At 70.0% G+C, this 24,566-nt stretch carries 19 protein-coding genes and 1 pseudogene; 12 read left to right on the top strand and 8 right to left on the bottom strand.

The window, feature by feature from the left end; translation table 11 throughout:
• The first annotated feature begins 2 nt into the window (after positions 1–2).
• From ACF088_RS05805 to ACF088_RS05780, 6 genes are all read left to right on the top strand, one after another.
• Positions 3–1,040 (top strand): C-terminal binding protein, encoded by a 1,038-nt coding sequence (locus ACF088_RS05805; protein WP_392374152.1) that lies wholly within the window; start codon positions 3–5, stop codon positions 1,038–1,040.
• Positions 1,037–2,173 (top strand): pyridoxal phosphate-dependent aminotransferase, encoded by a 1,137-nt coding sequence (locus ACF088_RS05800; protein WP_392374151.1) that lies wholly within the window; start codon positions 1,037–1,039, stop codon positions 2,171–2,173. The genes ACF088_RS05805 and ACF088_RS05800 overlap by 4 nt, the downstream gene beginning before the upstream one ends.
• Before the next feature lie 72 nt (positions 2,174–2,245).
• Positions 2,246–3,121, top strand: a complete 876-nt coding sequence (locus ACF088_RS05795; protein ID WP_392374150.1) for a nucleotidyltransferase domain-containing protein — start codon at positions 2,246–2,248, stop codon at positions 3,119–3,121.
• Positions 3,121–4,284 carry a GNAT family N-acetyltransferase gene (locus ACF088_RS05790; protein ID WP_392374149.1) on the top strand — a complete coding sequence of 388 codons (1,164 nt, stop codon included), beginning with the start codon at positions 3,121–3,123 and terminating at the stop codon, positions 4,282–4,284. Before ACF088_RS05795 ends, ACF088_RS05790 begins: the two co-directional genes overlap by 1 nt.
• A 12-nt stretch (positions 4,285–4,296) precedes the next feature.
• Positions 4,297–5,850, top strand: coding sequence for an MFS transporter (locus ACF088_RS05785; RefSeq protein ID WP_392374148.1), 1,554 nt, complete (start codon positions 4,297–4,299; stop codon positions 5,848–5,850).
• 58 nt (positions 5,851–5,908) lie between these two features.
• Positions 5,909–6,979 carry a GNAT family N-acetyltransferase gene (locus ACF088_RS05780; RefSeq protein ID WP_392374147.1) on the top strand — a complete coding sequence of 357 codons (1,071 nt, stop codon included), beginning with the start codon at positions 5,909–5,911 and terminating at the stop codon, positions 6,977–6,979.
• A gap of 125 nt (positions 6,980–7,104) precedes the next feature.
• Here the strand turns inward: ACF088_RS05780 and ACF088_RS05775 are convergent, their stop codons facing one another.
• On the bottom strand, positions 7,105–7,809 hold the full coding sequence (locus ACF088_RS05775) for a DUF2470 domain-containing protein (protein WP_392374146.1): 705 nt from the start codon (positions 7,807–7,809) through the stop codon (positions 7,105–7,107).
• 229 nt (positions 7,810–8,038) lie between these two features.
• Positions 8,039–8,908 (bottom strand): alpha/beta fold hydrolase, encoded by an 870-nt coding sequence (locus ACF088_RS05770; protein ID WP_392374145.1) that lies wholly within the window; start codon positions 8,906–8,908, stop codon positions 8,039–8,041.
• A gap of 621 nt (positions 8,909–9,529) precedes the next feature.
• On the opposite strand from ACF088_RS05770, the gene ACF088_RS05765 reads away from it, so the two are divergent.
• On the top strand, positions 9,530–11,293 hold the full coding sequence (locus ACF088_RS05765) for an MOSC domain-containing protein (RefSeq protein WP_392374144.1): 1,764 nt from the start codon (positions 9,530–9,532) through the stop codon (positions 11,291–11,293).
• A gap of 31 nt (positions 11,294–11,324) precedes the next feature.
• Here ACF088_RS05765 and ACF088_RS05760 read toward each other — a convergent pair whose 3' ends face one another.
• The gene (locus tag ACF088_RS05760; RefSeq protein ID WP_392374143.1) at positions 11,325–12,050 is read right to left on the bottom strand and encodes a dienelactone hydrolase family protein; all 726 of its coding nucleotides are present in this window, start codon (positions 12,048–12,050) and stop codon (positions 11,325–11,327) included.
• A 374-nt stretch (positions 12,051–12,424) separates the two neighbouring features.
• Here ACF088_RS05760 and ACF088_RS05755 point away from each other — a divergent pair, with 374 nt between their 5' ends.
• Positions 12,425–13,162, top strand: coding sequence for an SDR family NAD(P)-dependent oxidoreductase (locus tag ACF088_RS05755; protein ID WP_392374142.1), 738 nt, complete (start codon positions 12,425–12,427; stop codon positions 13,160–13,162).
• A gap of 100 nt (positions 13,163–13,262) precedes the next feature.
• Here the strand turns inward: ACF088_RS05755 and ACF088_RS05750 are convergent, their stop codons facing one another.
• The gene (locus tag ACF088_RS05750; protein ID WP_392374141.1) at positions 13,263–14,348 is read right to left on the bottom strand and encodes an alpha/beta fold hydrolase; all 1,086 of its coding nucleotides are present in this window, start codon (positions 14,346–14,348) and stop codon (positions 13,263–13,265) included.
• A 180-nt stretch (positions 14,349–14,528) separates the two neighbouring features.
• Entirely contained in the window at positions 14,529–14,843 is a 315-nt protein-coding gene (locus ACF088_RS05745; protein WP_392374140.1) for a hypothetical protein, read from the bottom strand.
• 330 nt (positions 14,844–15,173) lie between these two features.
• Here ACF088_RS05745 and ACF088_RS05740 point away from each other — a divergent pair, with 330 nt between their 5' ends.
• From ACF088_RS05740 to ACF088_RS05730, 3 genes and pseudogenes are all read left to right on the top strand, one after another.
• Complete coding sequence (locus ACF088_RS05740) at positions 15,174–19,091, top strand: Pls/PosA family non-ribosomal peptide synthetase (RefSeq protein WP_392374139.1); 3,918 nt, start codon at positions 15,174–15,176, stop codon at positions 19,089–19,091.
• An 86-nt stretch (positions 19,092–19,177) separates the two neighbouring features.
• Complete coding sequence (locus ACF088_RS05735; RefSeq protein WP_392374961.1) at positions 19,178–20,506, top strand: M1 family metallopeptidase; 1,329 nt, start codon at positions 19,178–19,180, stop codon at positions 20,504–20,506.
• Positions 20,507–20,828: 322 nt separating this feature from the next.
• Positions 20,829–21,143 (top strand): annotated as a pseudogene (locus ACF088_RS05730) (SDR family oxidoreductase); the annotation flags it as partial.
• Between the two features lie 229 nt (positions 21,144–21,372).
• Here the strand turns inward: ACF088_RS05730 and ACF088_RS05725 are convergent.
• Together ACF088_RS05725 and ACF088_RS05720 are read right to left on the bottom strand one after the other, a co-directional pair.
• Positions 21,373–21,543, bottom strand: coding sequence for a hypothetical protein (locus tag ACF088_RS05725; RefSeq protein WP_392374138.1), 171 nt, complete (start codon positions 21,541–21,543; stop codon positions 21,373–21,375).
• Positions 21,544–22,003: 460 nt separating this feature from the next.
• Complete coding sequence (locus tag ACF088_RS05720) at positions 22,004–22,549, bottom strand: MarR family winged helix-turn-helix transcriptional regulator (RefSeq protein WP_392374137.1); 546 nt, start codon at positions 22,547–22,549, stop codon at positions 22,004–22,006.
• Between ACF088_RS05720 and ACF088_RS05715 the strand changes: the two genes are divergently transcribed.
• Positions 22,548–23,378, top strand: a complete 831-nt coding sequence (locus tag ACF088_RS05715; protein WP_392374136.1) for an alpha/beta fold hydrolase — start codon at positions 22,548–22,550, stop codon at positions 23,376–23,378. The two genes, ACF088_RS05720 and ACF088_RS05715, sit on opposite strands and share 2 nt — an antisense overlap.
• 166 nt (positions 23,379–23,544) lie before the next feature.
• On the opposite strand, the gene ACF088_RS05710 is transcribed toward ACF088_RS05715, so the two are convergent.
• Positions 23,545–24,429 (bottom strand): MurR/RpiR family transcriptional regulator, encoded by an 885-nt coding sequence (locus ACF088_RS05710; RefSeq protein ID WP_392374135.1) that lies wholly within the window; start codon positions 24,427–24,429, stop codon positions 23,545–23,547.
• Positions 24,430–24,566: the final 137 nt, after the last annotated feature.

Below are 24,566 nucleotides of genomic sequence, written 5' to 3'. Positions count from 1 at the left end.
TCATGGCCAACCCGCGCGTGCTGTACACCGACCCGGCGTGGCTCGTCGAGAAGGGCACCTGGAGCCCGGATCGCGCCACCGTGGAGCGGGACATCCTGGGGCCGGAGGTGGAACTGCGCTTCGGCCCGTTCGAGGACGGCAGCTACCAAGTGACCGGGCCGGGGATGCTGGAGCGGGCTGCCGGGTGCGAGGTTCTGGTGGTCTACCGCACCCAGGTCACCGAGGAGCTGCTCGACGCCGCCGGTGAGCGGCTGCGCGTGGTGGTGCGGCAGGGCGTCGGCACCGACAATCTCCATGCCGAGCTCCTGGCCGCCCGGGGCATCCCCGCCTACCACATCCCCGACTACTGCGTGGACGAGGTCGCCGCCCACACCTCCGCGTTGGCGCTCGCCCTGGAACGGCAGCTGATTCCACAGCACCAGACCCTCGTCGGCGGCACCTTCGACATCTACGCCGGGGGTGCTCCGCACCGCACGAACCGCCGCACCCTCGGCATCGTCGGCTTCGGCCGGATCGGCCGGGCCGTCGCCCGCAGGCTGGGCGGCTTCTACGGCGCGGTGAAGGTGTACGACCCGTACCTCGGCCGGGATCTCGCCGAGGGCTACGGCGCACAGGCCGTCGACACGCTGGAGGATCTCCTCGCCGAGTCGGACCTGGTCACCCTGCACTGCCCGCTGAACCCCAAGACCGAGGGGCTGATCGACAGCACCGCGCTGCGCGCCATGAAGCCCGGCGCCTACCTGGTCAACGCGGCCCGCGGCAAGCTCGTCGATCCGGAGGCGCTGGGCACGGCGCTGGAACAGGAGTGGATCGCGGGGGCCGGCCTCGACGTGTTCTCGCCGGAGAACCCGCACCAGGACCCCAGGTGGCAGCCGGTGCTCCGGCACCCGCGAGTGGTGGTCACCAGCCACCGGGCCTTCCTGTCCGAGGAAGCCGAGGCCAGCAGCCGCCGTCGAGTGGCCGAGCTGGTGCGGGCAGCGCTCGACGGACGGACGGAAGACCAACCAGGGCGCGTCCTCCCCCAAGGGGCTGCCGGATGACCACCGCGTCCCCGACGGCAGCGCACGCACACGACGCGGACGTCATCGTCCTGTCCACCGGTGATGTGCGCATCCCGCTGCACCCCGGCACCGACACCACGGCTGCCCGGCGCGCCGACCAGCACTACCGGCCCCCGGCCGGCGACCGGGATCTGCGCTCGCTGATCGCCGCGTACTCGACGGCACCCGGCGCCGCCGCCGTGGACGCCGGGCAGGTCCTGGTGACGCCGGGCGCCCGACAGGCCATCGTGGCCGTGCTGCGGGCCGTACTCGGCGAGCGCCGGGAAGTCCTCTTCGCCACTCCGTACTGGGCCAGTTATCCGCAGCTCATCGAACTGGTGGGAGGCGTTCCGGTGCCCGTGCCGGGGCGGGTGGGCGACGGACTCCTCGACCTGGACGCGTGGGAGGCCCGGCGCACTCCGGCCACCGGCGCAGTGATCGTCAACTCGCCGCGCAATCCGGACGGCGCCGTGGTCCCGGCCGACTCGCTGCGCCGGCTGGTCGAGTGGGCCGGCCGGCACGGGCTGACCGTACTCTGCGACGAGGTCTACCGAGGTGTGGCCCTCGGCGACCGGCCGGCGCCCTCGGTCCGCGACCTCTTCCCCGCACTTCCCGAACACTGCGTGATCATCGACGGGTTGTCCAAGAGCCATGCGCTGGCCGGACTGCGTCTGGGCTGGGCGATCGCTCCCCCCGCGACGGCCGCGCGCGCCACGGCCATCGCCTCCCACTTCATCGGCCACACCAGCGGCCCCGCACAGGACATCGCACGTGCCCTTCTCGGTGGAGGCGAGGGAGCGGGCGAGGCGGCAAGGCTACGGATCGGTGCCGAGCTCACCGCCCAGCTGGACACGGCGATGAAGGCACTCGACGGCATCGAGGGCCTGTCGTGCCCGCGTCCGGAGGGCGGCATCTTCCTGTTCCCGGACATTCGTACCTGGCTCGCCGACGCCCCGGAAGCGGCTCGCTGCTCCGCCGTCTCCTGGCTCAAGGAGCGACACGGGGTCGCCGTCGTGGACGGGTCGGCCTTCGGTGCGCCGGGACACCTTCGGCTGTCCTTCGCGCTGCCCTCCGAACAGCTGCGGTCCGGTCTGGAGCGACTGCGGCACGCCCTCGCCTCCCGTGACGCCTGAACCCCCGCGCCCCCGACACGTGACGCGTCCGGGTCACCGCATGCGAACGACGTGTGGAAGGAACATCGCTTCGTGAATGTCGCCCTGCTGGACCGGCTTCCCTCTCCGGTACGTGCCCAACTGCACGACCGGAGGATCGAACTGCCCCCGATAGCGGCGCTGGTGGAGGCCGACGAGGACGAACCCGTCCTGCTCGTCGGCTCCTACGCGTCCGGGGAAGCGAACCCCACCTCCGACCTCGATCTGCTCGTCCTCACCAAGCGCCGGCGCCGGCGCCGCCGGCCCGGAACCACCAACCACCCCTCGATCTTCGGTGACAGCTTCGACGGACAGGTCGGAGATCTTCCCGTCAACATCGAGTACGTGTCCCAGGAGCGCCTGCACGACATCGCCCAGGTGCTGGCGGCCGCCGCGGAGACCGGCGGCGTGGACCTGCCGAACCTCCAGGGCCTGGAACTGCGGCTGGTCCAGCGGGTGCACGGCGGCATCGCCCTGGCCGGGGCCGACGAGCTGAGCAGGCTCCGCGCCGGCCTCGATCTCGACACGGTGCGGTCCGCCGCCACCGCACTCGCCTTCGTGGGCACGCTCAGCCTGCTGGAGGACACCACCGTGCTCACCGGCCCCACCCGTGAGCTGATGTGCAGGGGCGCGGCCGAATCGCTGCTCGTGTCCGCCGTCAACGCCTTCGGCCCCGTCACCCACGACGGCAAACACCTCGTGTCCCGGGCCGCACGGATCTCCGCCCTGCCGGACGTGCCCCTCGTCTTCGCGCACGCCGAGCGGCTGCTGTTCAGCGACCGTCTCCCGCTCGACGAGGCACGGGAGTTCATCCTCGACCTGGCACAGGAGCTCTTCCGCTCCTTCGCCGACCCCCGCTGTCCCTCCCGGGTGACCGGCATGCTCGATCCGTTCGTCCCCACCTGGTCGTGGACGGGGCGCGGCTTTTGATGAGCGCTGCTGCGACCGGCCCGGGACCGAACCCCACCCCGTGGGGCCAGTTGGACATCGATCCGCCGCTGTTCGCCTCCGAGCCCTGGCTGACGGCCATGGCCGGGCGCATCGACGGGGAGCACCGCCGCTTCATCCACCGGCCGGGAACACCGGAGGGCACCGGATTCTTCGGCACCGTCATCGCGGACAGCCGGGTCTCCGAGAGCAAGAACCCCTGGGAACTGCTCTTCGAGCCCTGCAGCCTGCGGTCCCTGACCCCGGATGCCGAAACGGCGCAGTCCGCGGCCCGGGCCGAGGGCCCGCCCCGTGAGGGGTGGTTCCCCTCCCTCGTCCTCACCTACCCCGGGCTCGAATGCTTTCCGGTCGGCCCCGGACGCCACCGTGCCCGGGCCCTGGACGACGCCGTCGCGGACATCCTCGACCAGGCTCGGCACGACGCGTTGCGCACGGTCGCGTTCCTGTACGTACAACCCGAGGAACACGCACTCGCCGAGGCGCTGCGCAGGGCGCACTTCATCGAATTCCCCCTCGCCCTGCGGTCCAACCTGTCCCCGCCCGGGACGGCATTCGCCGACTACCGGGCCTCGCTGAGCCGGGACGCACGCAAGGGCATGGTCCGGATCCGGCGACGGCTGAGCGAGCGTGGTGTGACGATCCAGCGGCTCAGGCTCTCCGCAGCGGACGACGCGACCGTCGACAGGCTCGTCGACCTGCGCATGCAGCACCGTGCGAAGTACGGCCGCCGCCCGGACGAGGCCGGGGAACGCGCCCAGCTCACCTCCTTCCGGGAGAATTTCGGCGACCGCGTGCACCTCGTGGCGGCGGTGGCCGACGACCGGATCATCGGGTTCTGCCTCTTCCTGGACGCGGGGGCCGTCCGGCACGCCTGGACGACCGGTACCGACTACACCGACGACCGGTCCAAGGACACCTACTTCGAGGTCTGTTACTACACACCGGTCGAGGACGCCTATGTGTCCGGGTGCCGGGAACTCTCCTACAGCTACGGGACGGAGGGCGCCAAGATCGAACGCGGCTGCCGGCTGGACGAGGTGAAGGGGTTCGTCCTCCCCCTGAACCCGTGCGACCGGGATCCCGCACGCAAGGCGGCGGCAGCCCTGACCGGAGGCCTGGCCCGGCCCTCCTCCCTCCACAAGTAGAACCACGCGACGGTGGAACGCCACAACACAGCGAACAGCGACGGGAGTCCGATGTACGGCAGCGTCATCAAACGGCTGGGCATAGTGGGAGAGCGGGATTTCGGGTGCTACTGGGCGGCCCGCACGCTGTCCCTGATCGGCGACTACGCCTTTCGTACCGCCTTCGCGACCCACATCATCAGTGTCAGCGGCTCGGCCGCCACACTGGCCACGGCGACGGCCGTACTCCTCGTCCCTTCGCTGGTGTTCTACCTGGTGGGCGGCGCCCTGGGAGACCGGACGGGCTCCCGCCGCGCGGTGATGGTCTGGGCGGACCTCGCCCGCTTCGCCGTCCTCGCCCTCATCGCCGCGGCCACCTTCTCGACCAGCAGCATCGTGCTGCTCGTAGGCCTCGCCGTACTGATCGGTGTCGCGGACGGCTTCTTCCAGCCGGTGTCCTTCGCCTACATGCAGGAGATCACCCCCAAGGAGAAGCTGGTCGCCGCCAACTCGGCGCTGTCGGTGGGTCAGCAGATCGGACTGATCGGCGGCCCGCTCATCGGCGGCTTCATGGTGAGTCTGGCCGGCGCCCCCGCCACGTTCGCCTTCGACTCGGTCACCTTCATGGCTTCGGCGGTGCTCCTGCTCCTCGTCCGGACCGCCCGGACCGCCCGGACCGCCCGGACCGCGGACGAAGGCCCGAAGGACCGAGCGGGGGCCCACGAGGAGCCGGCCGAGGAGCCCGCGGCCGGCGGCACTGCCCGCTTCCGGCAGATCGGCGCGGACGTCGCCCAGGCCGGACGGTATGTGGCGGGCGTGCGATGGCTGCTGATCTCCCTGGCGGTCGGCGCCTGCACCAACGCCGTGTACGCGGGAGTACTCGATGTCTCGGTACCGCTGATCATGGCCCCCGAGGGAACCGGGGGCGCCCGCTCCCTGGGCACCTTCTACGCGCTGCAGGGCGTCGGGGCCCTGGTGGGAGCTGCCGTCCTCGTCAAACTGACGGTGCGCAGGATGGGACCGGCCCTCTTCTCGATGCTGGCTCTCATGGCGTGCTCCCTCGCCGCCACCGGAGTGGTCGGTGGCGGCATCGGCGCCCTCGCCATGGCCTTCACCTACGGAATCGGGCTCCACTTCTTCAACTCGCTCTTCCCCAGCCTGCTCCAGGAGCGGGTGCCGGGGTCCCTGCTCAGCCGCGTGGGCAGCCTGGCGTTCCTCGGGTTCAACGGTCTGATGCCACTGGGCGCACTGCTCATGGGTCCGCTGGTGGCCGCCCTCGACGCCCGGGGCGCGGCGATCGCCGCGGGCCTTGCGGCGGCGTGCGTGAGCCTGTCGGCCCTGCTCTCGTCCGGCGTACGGCAGCTCGGCAGCGCACGGGCCGAGCCGGGCGCGGCTCCCACCGACTCGGACGGCGACACCGACCCAACCGGCCCTGACGGCAACGCGGACGCAACCGGCTCCGACAGCAACGCGGACACGCATCCCACCGACTCGGACAGCGACACGGACGCGCATCCCTCCGCCCCGGACAACGACACGGACCCAGCCAACGCGGACAGCGACAAGGACGCCCTCGGCCGCCACTAGAAACCGCGTCCGTCACGACCACGGCTCCGGCGCCATATGACAGGAGAACAGGGCGATCATGCACAGGACGGTTGTGTCCGCGATATCAGGGCCCTTCGACGCGAGCCGCTGGGACCGGCTGAACCCGGCCCCCGCCGTCCAGGGGAGCCGCTGGCTGGGCACCATGCTCAGTCGCTTGCCCGGTGAGCCGGTGCGGGTGCTGCACGAGGGCCCGGACGGCGACATCGGTTTCACCGGCGCCATCGTCTCGGACAGCGACGCCTACGAGGCGTACAACCCGTGGATGATCCTTCGCAGGAAGGACCCGGTGTTCTCCGAGGTACACGCCTCCGGCCGCCGGATCGTGCCACAACTCGGAGACTCCCCGCGGGAGATGCTCCCCGGGCTCCTGCTGGTCGCGCCGGGCTATCTGGGGGATCCCGTGGGTCATGCCGCGGATCACCCCGAGACCATCAAGAAATGTCTGGCCGAGGTCTGCGCATGGGCAGCCCGGACGGGACTGGCAACGGTGTCCGTCCTCTACACGACCCCTGCGGCGTCGGCGGTCGTGGAACCCGCCGTCGCCGCCCTCGGTGGTGAGAGCTTCGACCTCACCACCCGCTCGATGATGCCTGTGACCTGGAGCGACGCAACCGGATTCGACAAAAGCCGGTCCAAGCGGCGCCGCATCGAAATACGGCGTCAGTTGTTGCGACTCGACGAGTTGGGGTGCGTGGTGGGCACGGGCGATCCGCACACCTTGTTCGACGAGACCATCGAAGCCAGATGCGCACTGCTGCGCTGGTACGGCCAACCCGTCGACGTAGCCGCCGAACGACGCAGGCTGCGGAGCCTGATCAGCACGTTCGGTATGGACTTGCTGCTCTTCACCGCGCAGTTGGACGGGCACCTGCTCGCGCATGCGCTCTTCGTGGCGGACGGCAGAACGCTGCAGAACGTCTATGTCGGCACCACCGCAGCCGGGAGAAACACTCCCTACGCGCATCTGGCGGTGACGTACCACGAGCCGATGCGTCGCGCGTCGCAGGACCGCTACGACTGGATCGACTACGGCGTGGGGCATGGCGACACAAAACGCGTGCAGGGGTGCAGTTCGGTGCCGCTGAGAGGCCACGTGATCGCCTTGTAGACGTGCACCGTCACCGGAAGCCGTACGCTGCCCGACGCCACGAGGCCGTGGGTGAACTCGTCCGGCATCATCTCCGGCACCGGGGTGTGATCGGTGCTCCGCACGCCCTGGCGCTGCCCGGCGGATCAGGTCAACAGGTGACTGGGGTGGGAGAAACGGCGCGCCGTGGCCAGGAGGGCGTGGATCTGCGGGCCGACCTGGTCGATGTGGGTCACCCGCGTCTTGAACGGCAGCCGGACGTCGTGGTGGGTGTGCGGGTATTCGAGGCGCAGGGTCACGCCGTAGCGGTCCATCGCCACCGGCAGGGCGCGCAGCATGCCACTGCCCGGACGCGGGCGGACGAGACGCAGCAGTAGGGGAACGAGTTCCGCGTGGCCGTCGAGGAGGTGGGTCAGCATGCCCGCCTCGCTCGTCGCGATCGGATCGAGGTCTGTTGCCTCCAGGGCGTGGAGGGTGATGTAGGTGCGTTCCCGGGCGTCTTCGAGGACCGCCTGACCGAACTCCATACAGGTGCTCTTCGTGGCCGCCGTGCTGTACGGGGCTGCCAGCAGCCCGGTCACCGTGACACGGGCGCGTACACGGTCCCGTACGGGTGTGGGGGCGATGTCGGTGAGCTCCAACTTCACCGGGACGCGCGTCGCCGTCTGCGCGTCGCCGTCCTCGAACGGTGGGTGCAGGTGAACGTGGCCCATGGCCCCGGTTCCGTCGAGGCGACGCACTTCGGTGAGCTTCCCGTCGCTCACCACGGTCATCGAATGGGCGGAGGCCAGAATCGACCGGACGCGCTCTGCGGCAGTCGGTGAGGCGGCACGGGTGTGGAAAGGACGCATCCGGGTGCTCCAGGCGCGGCTAGAGAAGCAAGGCTGATTACTTAGGTAAGCCTAACCTAATTCCCACCGCACCCGCGGCATGCCGTGCTCGCCGAGCCGACGCGACCTGGTGCACGGAGAGCGACACACACGGAGAGCGACGCCCTCCGCCCCCGTCGCGTCGCGGACTCCCGCCCGTATTGCGGCCGCCGCGACCGACCCGGCCCGGCCCGGCCCGGCCCCCCGAGCATCAGGCGAGGACGCGCGCCAGGAAGCCGAGAATGTGCTCGGTGATGGTCCCGAGGTGGCTCTCCAGGGCGAAGTGCCCCGAGTCGAGCAGGTGGATCTCGGCGTGGGGCAGGTCCCGGGTGAACGCCTTGGCGCCGTCGGGGCCGAAGATCTCGTCGTTCGCGCCCCAGACCGCCAGCAGCGGGACCTGCGAGTCACGGAAGTACTGGTGGACCCGCGGATAGAGGTCCACATTCGTCGGGTAGTCACGGAAGAGCTTGAGCTGGATCTCATCGTTGCCGGGGCGGTCCAGCAGCGCCTGGTCGTGGACCCAATTGTCGGGGCTGACCAGGCTCGGGTCAGCCACTCCGTTCACGTACTGCCAGCGAGTGATCTCGGGGGTCAGGGCACCTCGCATGGCGGCTTCGGTGTCCGGTCCGGGCGCCTGTGCATAGCCGAAGACGCCATCCCAGAAGGGCTTGACGAACCCTTCTTCGTAGGCGTTGCCGTTCTGGGTGATGATCGCGGTGACGCGGTCGGGGGCTTGAAGGGCGAGCCGCCAGCCGATGGGAGCGCCGTAGTCCTGTACGTACATGGCGAACCGGTCGACGCCCAGGTGCTGGAGCAGTCCGGAGGTGACGTCGGTGAGGGCCTCGAAGGTGTACGGGAAGTCCGGCAGGGCCGGCATCGCGGACTGGCCGAACCCGATGTGGTCGGGGGCGATGACGCGGTAGCGGTCGGCGAGCGCCGGGATCAGGTGGCGGAACATGTGCGAGCTGGTCGGAAAGCCGTGGAGGAGAACCACGGCGGGCGCCTTCGGGTCGCCGGCCTCCCGGTAGAAGACGTCGAGACCGTTGACGGTGGCGGTGCGGTGGTGAACTGCGGAGAACATATCCCTAACCCCTCTATCGAGTTTCAGTAGTTGCACATCCAGTCACGCACCTTCTATCTAACCTGTCAAGACTCTTTTGCCAGTTAGGCAGGTGAAAGGGAAGGGATGCGGTGCGGTGCGGTCGGAGATGTGGGTGCGCCCGGGACGCGGGACGACCGGACGGCACCCTGCCTCAAGCCTCCGCCCGTGAACGGTCGCCGGCCAGCGCAGCCCCGGACGCTGCCGAGCACGCCGCCGAGCGACGTTTCTTCAGCGGACGGCCGGGCCGGCCAGAAGGCACAGGTGCACAGTGGCCGGGAGGCGGAGGCGTGGGGATCGCCTTGTGCACCGGGGCGGACAGTCAGAGCGGTCGGTCTCCCGGGCGACGACGAACTGGCCGGTCCACACCCCCTGCCGTTTCCGACCAGGGAAAGCGAAAGGGCATGGCCTTCCGTGCCGGTCCCTTCGTTCGAGGAATCCCAGCGAGTACTCCAAACGATCCAAACGATTCGCGCTGACGGAATCACAGCGGCATGTGCACAAGAATGAGCATCGGCCCGAGCGCACAGACCACAGAGCACAGAGCACAGACCAAAGCGCCATGGGGCTGCCCCGGCCGGCCACCCCGCAGGAGGGTCCGCAATGGCGACGCTGCTGTCCGTCAACGTAGGAATGCCCGAGGACGTCTCCTGGCAGGGACGGACCGTCCACACCGGAGCCTGGAAGTCTCCCGTGCACGGCCCCCGGATGGTGCGGCGGCTGAACATCGACGGAGACGGTCAAGGAGACCTGGCCGGACACGGTGGCGAAATCCGTGCCGTCCTCGTCTACCAGCTGCAGTCCTACCAGTACTGGCAAGAGCAACTCGGTCGCGATGACCTGACCTTCGGGATCTTCGGCGAGAACTTCACCGTCGATGGCCTGCCCGACAACGAAGTATGCATCGGCGACCGGTACCGCATCGGCGAGGCCGCATTGGAGGTCACCCAGCCGCGCGTCACCTGTTACCGCGTCGGCATGCGCCTGGGTGAACCCGCCATGGCCTCCCTGCTGGTCGCCCACCACCGCCCCGGCTTCTACCTGCGTGTCCTCACCGAGGGGCGGGTCCAGGCCGGCGACGAGATCACCCTGGTCCGCAAGGGTCCCGAAGAACTCAGCGTCGCCGAGACCGACGCGTTGCTCTACCTCCCCGACCGCGACCCCGCGCAACTGCGCAAAGCACTGAACATCCCCGCCCTCAGTCCCGGATGGCAGCAGTCCTTCCGGGAACTCGCCGCCGCGCAGCAGCCCGCACAGGAACCGGGACGGCCGGGCGGACTCGTCCGCACCCAGCAGCCCGGACAAGAGCCGGGATGGCCGGGTTTCAAGACCATGCGCGTCGCCCGCATCGTCCCCGAGACACCCGCCGTCTCGTCGTTCTACCTCGACAGCACCGACCACACGCCCCTCCCCGAGGCCCGCCCCGGCCAGTACCTCTCCCTCCGCCTCGCCGTCGGCGAGGCCGCCCCCGCAGTGCGCAGCTACTCCCTGTCCGCCGCGCCCACCGCCGGCACCTACCGCATCAGCGTCAAGCACGAGCCCCACGGGCAGGTCAGCAGCTACCTCCACGGCACGCTCCGCCCCGGGGATCTCGTGGACATCGCAAGCCCCCGGGGAACGTTCGTGCTCGAAGAAGGCACCTGCCCGGTCGTCCTCCTCTCCGCGGGGATCGGTGCCACTCCCGTGCTCGCCATGCTCCACCGACTCGCCGTCGCACGAGACCCCCGCCCCGTCTGGTGGGTCCACACCGCCCACGACCGCGCCCACCACGTTTTCGCGGACGAGGCCCACGCGCTCCTGGCGCAACTCCCCCACGCCCACGAGCACATCTACTACACCGCCGAAGCCGCCCCACCTCCCGACGAGCCCCACATCAACTCGGGACGTCCGACCGCCCCGTCACTCGCGACCATGGGGATTCCCACCGATGCCGACGCCTACCTCTGCGGACCGCCGGCCTTCATGGACGACCTCGGCGGTTACCTGCGCGATCACGGCCTGCGCCCCGAGCGGATCCACAAGGAACAGTTCAGCGCCCTCCCCGCCATCAACCCCGGCGTCGCGCGCACGGCTGCGGTCCGGCCGCACCAACCACCCGGCCCACCGGGCTCCGGCCCCCTGATCACCTTCGCCCGCAGCGGCATCACCACCCCATGGTCGCCCGCTCACGCGTCACTCCTCGATCTCGCCGAAGCCTGCGACATCCCCACCCGCTGGTCCTGTCGCACCGGCGTCTGCCACACCTGCATCACCCACCTCGTGGCAGGCGACATCACGTACACCACCCAACCCCTCGAACTCCCCGAGGCCGGCACTCTCCTCGTCTGCTGCAGCACACCGGCCACCGAAGTCGTCCTCGACCTCTAGTCGGCCGGGCAATGCGCGGTTGCCGGCCAGATCACTCCGTTACGGGCACGCACTCGGCGAGCAGCTCGACGACGTCGCGCCAGGCTCGCTGTGCGTGCCGTGGGTGGTAGCCGACGCCGGGACGCACGGTGTGGTCGACCGATGGGTGGTGGAAGGCGTGCAAGGCTCCGCCGTAGACCGCGAGGCGCCAGTCGACGCCCGCGGCCTGCATCTCAGCGGTAAACGCGTTTCGTTGCGCGGGCGGCATGATCGGGTCTTCCGACCCGACCCCGGCCCATACCGGGCAGCGAATGCGCGCCGCCTCGTCCGGTCGGCCCGTGGTCAGTGCGTTGACCGTCGCGATCGCGCGCAGGTTGACGCCGTCGCGCCCGAGCTCCAGACCGATGGCACCCCCGGTGCCGTAGCCGACGGCGGCGATCCGGTCGGGGTCGGTCCGGGGCTCGGCGCGCAACACGTCGAGCGCCGCATGGCCGATGCCCCGCATCCGGTCGGGGTCGGCGAGCAGTGGCATGCAACGGGCCAGCATCTCCTCGGGGTCACCCAGATAGCGCCCGCCATGAAGGTCGAAGGCCAGCGCTACATATCCCAGCTCGGCGAGAGCATCGGCCCGACGGCGCTCGACGTCGCTGAGCCCCGTGCCCTCTGGTCCGAGCAGCACCGCGGGCCGGCGGTCGACACCGGCCGGGAGCGCGAGGTGCCCGATCATCGTGAGGCCGTCGGCCGGGTACTCGACCGTGCGCGTGGTAACTGTCGTCATGAGAAGGGAATGTAGTGATCGTCGAGCCCGGTCGGGCCGCTGTTCACCGCCGGCGGAAGCTGGAGCCGACAGGCCCCTGGCGACCATGAGAGGCGCCGCCGCTGCATACGCGACTACCTACGCGACGCGACACCTCACCATGCGAGCCCACCGGGCCCGAGGCCGTACCCCGTGCCCTCCGCCGGCGTTCCGGATACTGACCGCGAAGACCGCGACGACCGCGACGACCGCACCGGAGCAGTTGAGCAGTTGCGGCCTCAAGGGGTCGGTGCTGATGTGGGGATGACGGACGTTCCGTCACCACGGTCCAAGCGGTGACCAAGCTCGGCTTGAGGCATCGAGAACGGAAGGGTGCAGCAGTGACCACCGTGTCGATGACAGGGAAAGTCGCGCTGGTGACCGGAGCGACCAGCGGCATCGGAGCGGCCACTGCGGAAACGCTCGCCGAGCGCGGTGCGCACGTACTGGTGGCGGGCCGGGACCGAGGACGCGGTGAGAGCGTCGTCGGGGCCATCCGGCAACGCGGCGGCACCGCGGACTTCGTGACCGCCGACCTGCTGGACGCCCCCTCGGTCCGGGAGCTGGCCCGAAAAGCCGTGGAACTGGGCGGTGGCCGGGTGGACATTCTGGTCAACAGTGCGGGCATCTATCCCTTCGGCCCCACCGAGCAGACACCGGAGAGCGAGGTCGACGCCGTCTACGCGCTGAACGTGAAGGCTCCCTTCTACCTGGTGGCGGAACTCGCACCGGCGATGGCCGAGCGGGGCAGCGGGGCGATCGTCAACGTCAGCAGCATGGTGGCCGCGCTCGGCATCGCGGGAGTGGCGCTGTACGGCTCGAGCAAGGCGGCCGTGAACCTGCTGACCAAGTCCTGGGCTGCCGAATACGGCCCGCGCGGGGTCCGGGTCAACGCCGTGCAGCCCGGACCGACACGGACCGAAGGGACGGCAGGCATGGGAGGGGGCCTCGACACCCTCGCATCCCAGGCGCCCGCCGGACGGCCGGCTACCCCGAGGGAGATCGCCGAGGCGATCGCGTACCTGGCCGGCGACACCGCGAGTTTTGTGCACGGCGTGGTGCTGCCCGTCGACGGCGGCCGCACAGCCGTGTGACCCGGGCCCCGGACCGGGCCACCGGCCCGCGCGCCCTGTGCTCCCGGCTACTTGGCAGGCCGCCTACTTGGCAGGGGGCTTACTTGGCGGGGCCTTCCGCCTATTTGGCAGCAGGCTGTCGCTCGCGTGCGCGGAAATGGTCGACGTCCACGACGGCCTGCGCGAAGGCTTCGGGGGCCTCCTGGGGCAGATTGTGGCCGATGCCCTTCAGCGTGCGGTGCGCATATCGACCGGTGAACTTGTCGCGATAGGACGAACCGCCGCCCGCAGGTGTGAAGGGATCGGCCTCGCCGTCAAGGGTGATCGTGGGCACGGTGATGACCGGGCCTTGGGCCAGCCGCCTTTCGAGGCCGTCGTACCGGGGGTCGCCCTCGGCCAGGCTCAGCCGCCAGCGATAATTGCCGATCACGATGCTGACGTAATCGGGATTGCTGAATGCGGCCGCGGTGCGATCGAACGTGGCAGCATCAAAATTCCAGGTCGGTGAGTTGAACTTCCAGATCAGCTTGGCCATATCATGCCGGTTCCGCTCAAGGCCAAGCCGGCCTCTTTCCGTGGCGAAGTAGAACTGGTACCACCACGCCCACTCGGCCTTCGGTGGCAACGGCTCCTTGTTGGCTGCACGGTTGGTGATCAGATAGCCGGTCACGGAGACCAAGCCCTTGACCCGCTCCGGCCAGAGTGCCGCGATGATGTCCGCCGTCCGCGATCCCCAGTCGTAGCCTGCGAGGATCGCCTTGTCGATCCGCAAGGCGTCCATCAAAGCGATGATGTCGAGAGCAAAGACCGACTGCTGTGGGTTCCGGAACGTCTTGCTCGAAAGAAAGCGCGTCGTGCCATGGCCCCGCAGATACGGGACGATGACGCGGTAGCCCTTTGCCGCCAGCAGGGGCGCGACGGCAACGTAGCTGTGAATGTCGTAGGGCCAGCCGTGCAGCAGGATGACCGCAGGGCCATGGGCCGGGCCTGCTTCCGCGTATCCAACATTCAGGACGCCGGCCCTGACCTGCTTCAATGAGCCGAAAGACGGTTCCTTCCCCGGCGCTTCCCTTGCCCGGCCCATGGTCGGCGGAATCTGATCGTGGCCGTGGGGCACGGCCTTCGAACATGCCGAGGAAAGACCGGCCGCTGACGCCATGGCGGCTCCCGTACCGAGGACCTTTCCGAAGGCGCGTCTGCCGATCATCGGAAAATTCCCGCGAGGCCGCGGCCGCGCCCGCCGGGCACTCGGGGCGTCATGGGTGAGTGCACGAAATCCCCTTCCCGTTCCTGCCCCCGATTCCCGTTCCCGTTCCCCGTTGCCGTTCCCCGTTCTCGTTCCCGGTTCCCGTTCCTGTCCCCGTTCCCGTTCACCGTTGCCGCCTGGTCACTGGGAGGTGCTGCCCGGCAGCAGGGTGATGGTGGCGTGCGCGGCGTCGGAGTCGGCATCGCCGTCGTAGGTACACGTGAGCAGACCGGCCGCACTGAGTTGGGCCAAAGCCGTGGTGAGCGCTTCGGGAGACGTGCGCAGGGCGAGCGCGGCGGGATGCACGGGGAGGCTGATGATGTGCGCCGTGGCGCGTCCCAGTGCAGGAGCGGCGGTGGCAAGGTCTGCGAGAAACCCGGCCAGCGATGCCCCTTCGAGCGCCGAGTGGGCCTTCGCCACCCACGGAGCCAGCCAGTCATCGGCCAACGGCGTCACCGGTACCACTCCTTCCGTCGGTGGTGAGAGCAGCGTGGGCCGGACGCCGGACGCGGCGCACCACGCGGGCGTCCGAACGGGTGACCGGCCTTCGGTGCGCCGAGAGGAGGAAAACGGCGGTCACCAGCGCGGAAACACCCTTTTGCCCGTAACTCTCGCTGACTACCGCGGCATGCCGGATATTCGCATGGACGGGTGAGTGGGCCCCTGCAGGCAAGAGGCGTGGACCGCGCTCGTCGGCGGGGCGGAGGCGCGGGGCGCCAGGTGCACGCCACGCGGTCACCGGTCCCGCCCGGGCGGTGGAAGGGGGGCACAAGGGACGAGGAACGCATGGTGGAGCTGGTGTCGGGGCGCATGGTGAGGGGGCAGGGCCTCCTCGGCGAGAGTGCCGTCGGCCCGCCCGCCGTGTTCGGCGGACGTACGGCCCCCGCGGCGCGCACGCTCGTGGACATTCTGGATGCCACCGTCTTGATCCACCCGCATGAGGCGGCCCTGGACGACGGGCGGATCTCGCTGAGTTACCGGGAGCTCGCCGATGAGGTCGACGCGCTGCGGCACCGGCTGTCATCGGCAGGGATCGGCGTGGGCGACCGCGTCGGCATACGGGTGCCCTCCGGCACCAATGACCTCTACCTCTGCATTCTGGCTGTGCTCGCCTCAGGTGCGGCCTATGTACCGGTGGATGCCGACGATCCGGACGCCCGAGCGGAGATGGTCTTCGCTGACGCGGACGTGTGCGCGGTCCTGGAGGCCGGACACAGCCTCACCGTGACGGGTGACCGTGCACCCGCCGGTCGCCGGCACCGCCCGAGCCTTGAGGACGATGCCTGGATCATCTTCACCTCCGGTTCCACCGGGAGGCCCAAGGGCGTCGCGGTCACCCACCGCAGTGCGGCGGCCTTCGTCGACGCCGAAACGGCGCTCTTCCTCCAGAAGGAGCCGATCGGCCCGGGCGACCGGGTAATGGCAGGGCTCTCGGTTGCCTTCGACGCCTCGTGCGAGGAGATGTGGCTCGCCTGGCGGCACGGCGCCTGTCTGATCCCCGTGACGCGTTCCCAGGTGCGTGATGGAGCCGGTCTCGGCCCCTGGCTCGCCGAACAGGACATCACGGTCGTGTCCACCGTGCCCACCCTCGCCGCGCTGTGGCCGGCCGAGGCACTGAACGAGGTGCGGCTGCTGGTCTTCGGTGGCGAGCCGTGTCCGCCCGAGTTGGTGGAGCGGCTGGTCACCGAGGGGCGGGAGGTGTGGAACACCTACGGTCCGACCGAGGCGACCGTGGTTGCCTGTGCCTCGCTGCTGACCGGCGAAGGACCGGTCAGGATCGGCCTGCCGTTGGACGGCTGGGAACTGGCCGTGGTGGACCGGGCCGGTGAACCGGTCGCCATGGGCGGCAGCGGCGAACTGGTCATCGGCGGGGCCGGACTGGCGCGTTACCTGGACCGTGACAAGGACGCCGAGAAATACGGCCCGCTGGAGTCGCTCGGCTGGCACCGGGCCTACCGCACCGGTGACCTCGTACGGGCCGAGCCCGCCGGACTGGTCTTCCTGGGACGGGACGACGAACAGGTCAAGCTCGGTGGCCGGCGAATCGAGCTCGGTGAGGTGGATGCGGCCCTGAAGGCGCTGCCCGAAGTCATCGGTGCCGCGGCCGCCGTCCGGTCCGCCAGGGGCGGCAACCCGCTGCTGGTCGGCTATGTGGTGGCCCAGGACGGCTGGGACCGGACGAAGGCCGTCGAGCGGCTGCGCGCCCAGCTGCCCGCCGCCCTGGTGCCGCTGCTCGCCCCCGTCGAGTTCTTGCCCACCCTCACCTCCGGCAAGGTGGACCGGGCCGCGCTGCCCTGGCCGTTGCCGGCCACGGCCGGTCCTGGTTCCGCCGCCCCGGGTCCGGCCGGGCATCTCCGCGGCACCGAGGCGTGGCTGGCCGAGCAGTGGCGGGAGATCCTCGGTGTGCCGGTCACCGACCCCCGGGACGACTTCTTCGCCATCGGCGGCGGCAGTCTCGCCGCCGCCCAACTCACCTCTCTGCTCCGCGAGCGCTACCCGGCCACGGCCGTACGTGATGTCTACCAGCAGCCCACGCTCCGCAAGTTGGCCCGGCTGCTGGACCATTGCGCGCGGGAGGAGCGCGAAACGCGCCGGGTGACGCCCGTACCGGCCCGGGCCGGCATCGTGCAACTGCTCCTGGCACTGCCGCTCTTCACCTTGGTCGGGCTGCGCTGGACCCTCGGGCTGCTGGCCCTGGGCAACGTACTGGCGTGGTGCGGCAGCTATCCGTGGGCGCCGACGGCCCCTTGGTGGTGGGTGGCAGCCGGTGGCCTGCTGCTCTACAGCCCGCCGGGCAGGCTGGCGATTGCTGCCGGTGGCGCCCGGCTGCTGCTGCGGGGGCTTCAGCCGGGCAGCTATCCCCGTGGCGGAAGGGTGCATCTGCGGCTGTGGACCGCCGAGCGGCTCGCGGAGCTGAGCGGAGCCGTCCACCTGTCGGGGGCGTGGCTGGTCCGTTACGGCCGTGCGCTGGGCGCACGTATCGGGCCGGATGTCGATCTGCACTCGCTGCCGCCGGTCACCGGGATGCTCAAGCTGGGCCGTGGGTGTGCCGTCGAGGCGGAGGTGGACCTGTCCGGTTACTGGCTGGACGGGGACCGGCTGGAGGTCGGTCCGGTGAAGGTCGGCTCCGGCGCGGTGGTCGGTGTCCGCAGCATCCTCTTCCCCGGCGCACGGGTGGGTAAGCGGGCCCAGGTCGCACCTGGTTCCGGCGTCACCGCCCGGGTACCGACCGGCCAGAGCTGGGGCGGTGCGCCCGCCGTCAAGCTGGGCAAGGCCGAACGGCGGTGGCCCGGAAACCGCGCCCCGCGCCCCGCCCCGTGGGCAGCGCTCTACGGAGTGAGCGGCCCGGCGCTCGGACTGCTGCACCTGGTGGCGGGGATTCCGGCGCTGGCGGTGGCAGGCTGTTTCGTCCGCACCGGGGAGGGTCTCGGCGACGCGGTACGCGGGGCACTCATCGCACTCGTGCCCGCCACCCTGGCCTTCGGGCTGGCGTACTCCGCCCTGCTGATCGCCGCCGTCCGGTTGCTGAGCCGCGGCCTGCGCCCCGGCTGGCATCCGCTGCACGGCCGGATCGGCTGGCAGGCCTGGACCGTCAGCCAGCTCATGGATCTGGCGCGTGAGACGCTCTTTCCGCTCTACGCCGGCCTGATCACCCCCGTCTGGCTGCGTGCACTGGGCATGAAGGTCGGCAGCCGGGCCGAGGTCTCCACGGTGCTGGCGCTGCCCAGTCTCACCACGGTGCGCGACGGCGCCTTCTTGGCCGATGACACCCTGGTCGCCCCGTACGAGCTGGGGGGCGGGTGGCTGCGGATCGGGGAGGCCGAGGTCGGCGAGCGCGCCTTCCTCGGCAACTCCGCCATGACGGCGCCCGGACGCGCCGTCCCGGACCGGGGGCTGGTGGGCGTGCTGTCGGCCACGCCGAAGAAGGCGAAGAAGGGCAGCTCGTACCTCGGTATGCCGCCCATGCGCCTGCCGCGTTCGGCCGGCACCGCGGACCCTCGCCTGACCTACGATCCACCGCTCCGGCTGCTCTGGGCCCGAGGACTGGTCGAAGGGTTCCGACTGCTGCCGGTGCTGGTCTCCGCCGCCCTTGGCCTGCTGGTCCTGGCCGCGCTGGCCCAGTTGGCCGAATACGGCTCGCCGGTGGTGGCGGCACTGCTCTCCGGTCTGGTGCTGCTGGCAGCGGGGACCGTCGCCTGTGGGGTGTCCATCGCTGCCAAGTGGCTGTTGGTGGGCCGGCTCCGCCCGGCGGAACACCCTCTGTGGAGCGGCTTCGTGTGGCGTACGGAACTCGCCGACACCTTTGTCGAAGTACTGGCCGTGCCATGGCTGATCAGGGCGGTACCGGGCACGCCGCTGATGAACCTCTGGCTGCGCGGTCTGGGAGCCACGATCGGCCGGGGTGTGTGGTGCGAAAGTTACTGGCTGCCGGAAGCCGATCTGGTCACGCTGGAGCACGGGGTGAGCGTCAACCGGGGATGTGTGCTGCAGACCCACCTCTTTCACGACCGCATCATCCGGATGAACACCGTGACGCTCCGCGAGGGCGCCACACTCGGCCCCGGCGGCATCGTGTTGCCCGGCAGCACCCTCGGGGCGCGCAGCACTCTCGGGCCGGCGTCGTTGGCGATGGGCGCGGAAGCCGTCCCCGCCGACACCCGGTGGCTGGGCAACCCGATCGAGTCCTGGCGCCCGGGAAAATGAGGCAACAGCGCAACGACGCCCCGTCAGCCCACCGATGCCAGGGGAGAGTGCAGCCGTTGAACCCCAAGACGGTCCCGGATGCCGGTATGGACCCGTACTTCCCCGATCACGGGGACGCGCGCTACCACGTCCGCCACTACGCGCTCGACCTGGACTACCGGCCCGTGTCCAACCGGCTCAGCGGTTCGGCCCGGCTCAGCGTGCTGGCAGGCCCCGCGCCACTGGCCGAGATCGCACTCGACCTGGCCGCATTCAGGATCCAGCGGGTACGGGTGGACAGCCGCACCGCGCGCTACACCCACCGGGCGGGCAAGCTGCGCATCCGCCCGGCGCATGCGCTCGCCCCGGGCACCGCCTTCACCGTCGAGGTGCGCTACACCGGCAATCCCGAGCCGGTGCGCAGCCCGTGGGGCGGCCTGGGCTGGGAAGAGCTGACCGACGGTGCGCTGGTGGCCAGCCAGCCGGTCGGTGCGCCGTCCTGGTACCCCTGCAACGACCGGCCGGCCGACAAGGCGTCATACCGGGTGTCGATCACCGCACCGTCCCCCTACACCGCGGTCGCCGGCGGCCGGCTGCTCAGCCGCACCACCCGGTCGAGCAGCACCACATGGGTATACGAGCAGCCGGCCCCCACCTCCACCTACCTGATGGCCGTCTCCCTCGGCACGTACACCACCGAACCCCTCACCGGCCCGGCCCCGGCGGCCGGACTGCAGACACCGGTGCCGCAGACCGCCTACCTGCCCGCACGGCTGCTGCCCGACTTCACCGTGGACTTCGCCCGGCAGCCCCGGATGATGCACTTCTTCCAGGAGGCGTTCGGGCCGTATCCCTTCGGGGAGTACACGGTCGTGATCGCCGACGAGGTACTGGACGTCCCGGTGGAGGCACAGGGCATGGCCACCTTCGGCGCCAACCACCTTGACGGCGCCCGCACTTCGGAACGTCTGATCGCGCATGAACTCGCCCACCAGTGGTTCGGCAACAGCGTGTCGGTCGAGGACTGGCAGCACATCTGGCTCAACGAAGGCTTCGCCAAGTACGCGGAGTGGATGTGGTCGGAGCATGGAGGCGGCCTCACGGCGGCCGCCCACGCCGCGATCGCGCACGCCCTGCTGTCCGGCCTGCCACAAGACCTTCGACTGGCAGACCCCGGCAAGGACCGCATGTTCGACGACCGTTTGTACGAGCGAGGGGGGCTGGCGGTCCATGCGCTGCGCTGCGCCCTCGGCGAGGACGCATTCTTCCGCATGCTCAAGGACTGGGCCACCAAGCAGCGCCACGGTGCAGTGAGCACTGCCGACTTCACCGCACACGCCCAGCAGTACACAGCCGCACCCCTCGGCGATCTCTTCGACGCCTGGTTGCAAGAGCCCTCCCTGCCCCCACTGCCGCACCCCACGCGACCACACTGAACGGCGAACCTGCAGGCCGCTCCCCCTTCACATTCGGGGAAGGCCGCTCCCGTGGACCGGTTCGATGAAGACATTGCGGTAGTCGGGCTTCGCAGGACGCGGAAAATCGTCGGTCCCAGTCCGCCGGCAATTGTGCTCAACTTCCCTTGGCAGCCGCGTCGTCAGGCGGGTTGACTGTCCGTGCGACCTCTCAAGTCGATTGACCTGACGCGCACTTCAAGTGCTGCACTCTCCGAGTTGACTTCACGACACATTCCTTGACGATCACCGGTCGGAGCGAGGACCGGCTCCGCCGCTTCGCCACGGAACCCGGCGAGGCAAGGGCCGGATCGTGCTCGTCGGCAGCGTGGCCGGTCACGTCTACACGCCAGGCAACATCTACGGCGCAACGAACTGGGCCGTCAGCGGAATCGCGGAGAACACCAGGAGGATGGTGACTGCTGACGGCATCGGCGTCACCCTCGTCTCGCCGGGCGCGACGAAGCCGAACTTCTTCGACGGTGCCCCCGGCGGGCTGCCCGACCGCGACCTGCTGTCGGCGGAGCAATGGGGCAAGACGATCGTCCGGGCCATTGGTCGGCCGAGCGGTGTCGACATCAACACGGTGATCGTCAGGCCGATCGGCCGGCCCGTGTAAGGCCGCTCCCGGACACAACAGCGCGGGCCCCCCTTCCGGCGGCCCCCACTCGGCCCACCCCGGCAACCGGCCAGCAGAGAGAGGGCTCCCACCCACCGACCCGGCAGGATCATCGGCGTATACGGCCATGATCACCGTCATGGGCCGCCATGGGCCGTCATGGGCCGTCATGGGCCGTCATGGACGCCGCATGGACGCCGCATGGACGCCGCATACCGGCCTTTCGCCGTCAGCGCTCGGCGCGCGAAGTGGCGGGAACGTCGAGATCGTCCTCCAGGTCGTCTTCGAGGAAGCTGTTCCCGTAGACCGGCTCGATGAAGACATTGCGGTAGTCGGGCTTCGCAGGACGGGGAAGAGGGCCGGCGAGCTTGTGGTGCGGCTGCGGTGTTGCGGGGGGCATGAGGTTCCTTGGTTTTCTACGGCCGCAAGCGGCGGTCGGGCTGTGCAGGGCGGCACGGTCAGGCCGGCGCCGGCGAACTTCTGGATGTGGTGCGGTGCAGGCCTGCCCTTGCTTACGTCGGGCCGATGCCTCTCCCCCGCTCTCGGCGAGGCTCAACTCCGACGACGTAGCCGTGGAGATGATGCGGTGGGACCCGTCCGGTGCGGTGGCGTACCAGGTGTCAGTGTCGGCGAAGGACTGCGAATCGCGCCAGACCCTCGATTCGGTGATCATGATACGTGTAGCGGCTCAGCAGATCTTGTCAGGCGACGCATGGGGGGCGCCCCTCGCGCTCCGCGCAAGCGTAGGCGCACCGGGCGAGATCGGTTACCACGAGGGCCCTTCGGGATTCCCTGCGACGGTGTTCGGCGGTTCCGCCGGCTCCGATCACCACCGGAGCACCACGCGAGCACCACGGCAGTCAGTTCACGTCCACACTCTCGAAGCGTTCGAGCATCTGTGTGAGCACATGCACGCATGCGGTCAGGTCGGCGTCGGTCAGGTCACCGCCGACCTGGCGCAGCAGGACCCGCTCACGGGTGGTCACCGCGCTGATGGCCGCCCTGCCGTCGTCGGTCAGCCGGATCAGCGAGGACCGCTGGTGCGCAGGATTGGGCGTGATGTCGACCAGCCCTCGGGTTGCGGCGTCGTTGACCATGCGCTGCACGAATTGCCGGCTCAGCGCCTGCGCGCGCCCCATCTGCGGGACGGTCATGGGCCCGTGTTCGCGGAGCAGGTCCAAGACGGCGCGCACGCCGACGGAGAGTCCCTCGATGGGCGCGGCTTGTTCCACCTTGCGTTGCACACGTCGGTACAGCGGGCCGACCAGGGCGAACACTTCCGTGAGCCGGCGGGCCAGGTCGTCGGGTGCGAGGGGCGTATCAGCATCAGTATCCGCATCAGTCACCCCACCAGCATGACACCTTGGTTGCCAATACCGAAAAGAAGATGGCACCTTGGTTGTCATGACTGATGCTTCTGACGTGTACTCCTTCGACACCGAGGACGGCCGCCTCGCCTACCGCGACGTGGGCGCGGGCCGTCCACTGGTGCTCCTGCACGGCGGCTTCCTGGACCACGGCATGTGGGACGACCAGATACCGGTCTTGGCGCCGGACTACCGGGTGATCGCACCGGACGCCCGCGGGCACGGCGGATCCTCCAACGCGAGCAAACCATTTCGTCAGGCCGATGACCTCGCAGCCCTGCTGCGTCACCTCGATGTCGGCCCCGCGGTCCTCGTCGGGCTGTCGATGGGCGGAGGCATCGCCGTCGACACCGCGCTCGAACACCCCGATCTGGTAAGTGCGTTGGTCGTCAGCGGGGTCGGCACCAGCGAACCCGCATTCCAGGACCCCTGGGTCCACGAGATCCTGGCCGAGCAGGCCCGTGCGCTGGCCGCAGGGAACGCCGAGGCCTGGGTCGAGGCCTTCACCCGGGGCGCGGCGGGACCGCACCGCACGCTCGACGATGTGGACCAGGAGGTGGTGCGCAGAGTGCGGGTGATGACCCGGCGGACCGTCGCCAAGCACACCGGCACCGAACCCGTGCACTTGGTGCCCGTGACCGACACCTGGGAGCGGGCGGCGAAGATCACCGTCCCGGTGCTGGCCGTCAACGGCAGCATCGACTCGGACGACCACATCGGCATGGCCGAACGTCTCGTACGCAGCGTCGCCAACGGCCGTGCGACGGCCGTCGAAGGCACCGCTCACTACCCCAACATGGAACGACCGGATACCTTCAACGAGATCCTTGGGCGCTTTCTCCGCACCACATCCGCTCGGGAGAGCTGACGCGGGATCCGGCAGCGGCGCCCCCTTCACGGCCTGGGGGGGGCGGCGGGGCCATGGGCCACACCGCCCCCGGTCGCGGCGGTGGGGGCGGGAGAGGTAAGAGCACGATGGGGGCGCGGGAGGGCGGAGAGCGCGGCCGGCAACGAGCGGGGACGGCTGGGGACGGCTAGGGAGTGTCCTTCCGGGCACGGGCCCTCACCGCGGGTGGCAGCAACTGCTCGCGCAGCGCGGTCAGTTGGTGGGAGGTCTCCACCGCGCGGGTCTCGTCCAGCGTGGTCAGGGCGAGCAGCAGGGCGTCGGCGATGACCAGGCCGGTCAGTGACTCGGCGGTGATGCCGGTGGGGGTGTGCGGCGCGGTCAGCACGGCCTCGACGCGGCCCTCGAACGTGTCGCCGAGTTCGTCGGTGACGAAGACGACCTTGGCGCCGACCGCGCGGGCCCGCTCCACCAGGACGGTGAACTCCGTCAGCGGGCGCGCCGGCTGGAAGACCACCACCGCGTCGCCACGCCCCAGTGGCAGCAGCGCATCGGCGAATGCGAATCCGGTCGCGCCCAGGAAACGGGCCCGGCGGCCGGTCCTGGCGAGCATCAGGGCGAGGTGCCGGGCGGCGAGTTCGGAGGCTGCGACGCCGTAGCAGAACACCTCGCCGGCCTGGGCAAGTGTGGCCACCGCGCGCTGGAAGGACGCGGCGCCGGTCAGCCGCCGGGCGTGTCCGATGCGGTCCGCGGCCTCGTCGAAGACGTCGTCCCAGATGCCCGTCAGGTCCTTGCCGACATGGGCGATGCGCTGCCGAAGACGGACCTCGGGGGCGACGGCGGTGGTGAAGTCGGTGGTCAGGTCGCGTTTGAGGGCGGGCAGGCCGGCGTAGCCGATGCGCTGGAGGGCGCGTACGACGGTGGCATTGCTGGTGCCGCTGGCGGTCCCCAGCTCCTGGGCGCTGGCGAAGAGCAGCCGCTCGGGCTCGGCGCCGATGAGGTGCTGGGCGACCGCGCGCTCGGAGGTGGAGAGCTCGTCCCAGGCATCGCGGACGGCGGCTCGCAGCCGTGTCATGCCGGTGCCTTCACCCGCGGACCCTTCTGGAATCCCCATTACAACCCTTGACTTTCATGAGACCGGCATTACTCTCCTGGACAACGCATTCCAAGAGACCCACTTGCTGAAATCGACGTTACAGCACAACGGCGTCG

This window comes from Streptomyces sp. NPDC015125 (genome assembly GCF_043080045.1).
Classification (GTDB): Bacteria; Actinomycetota; Actinomycetes; order Streptomycetales; family Streptomycetaceae; genus Streptomyces.
This window is presented reverse-complemented; position numbering and strand designations above follow the sequence as displayed.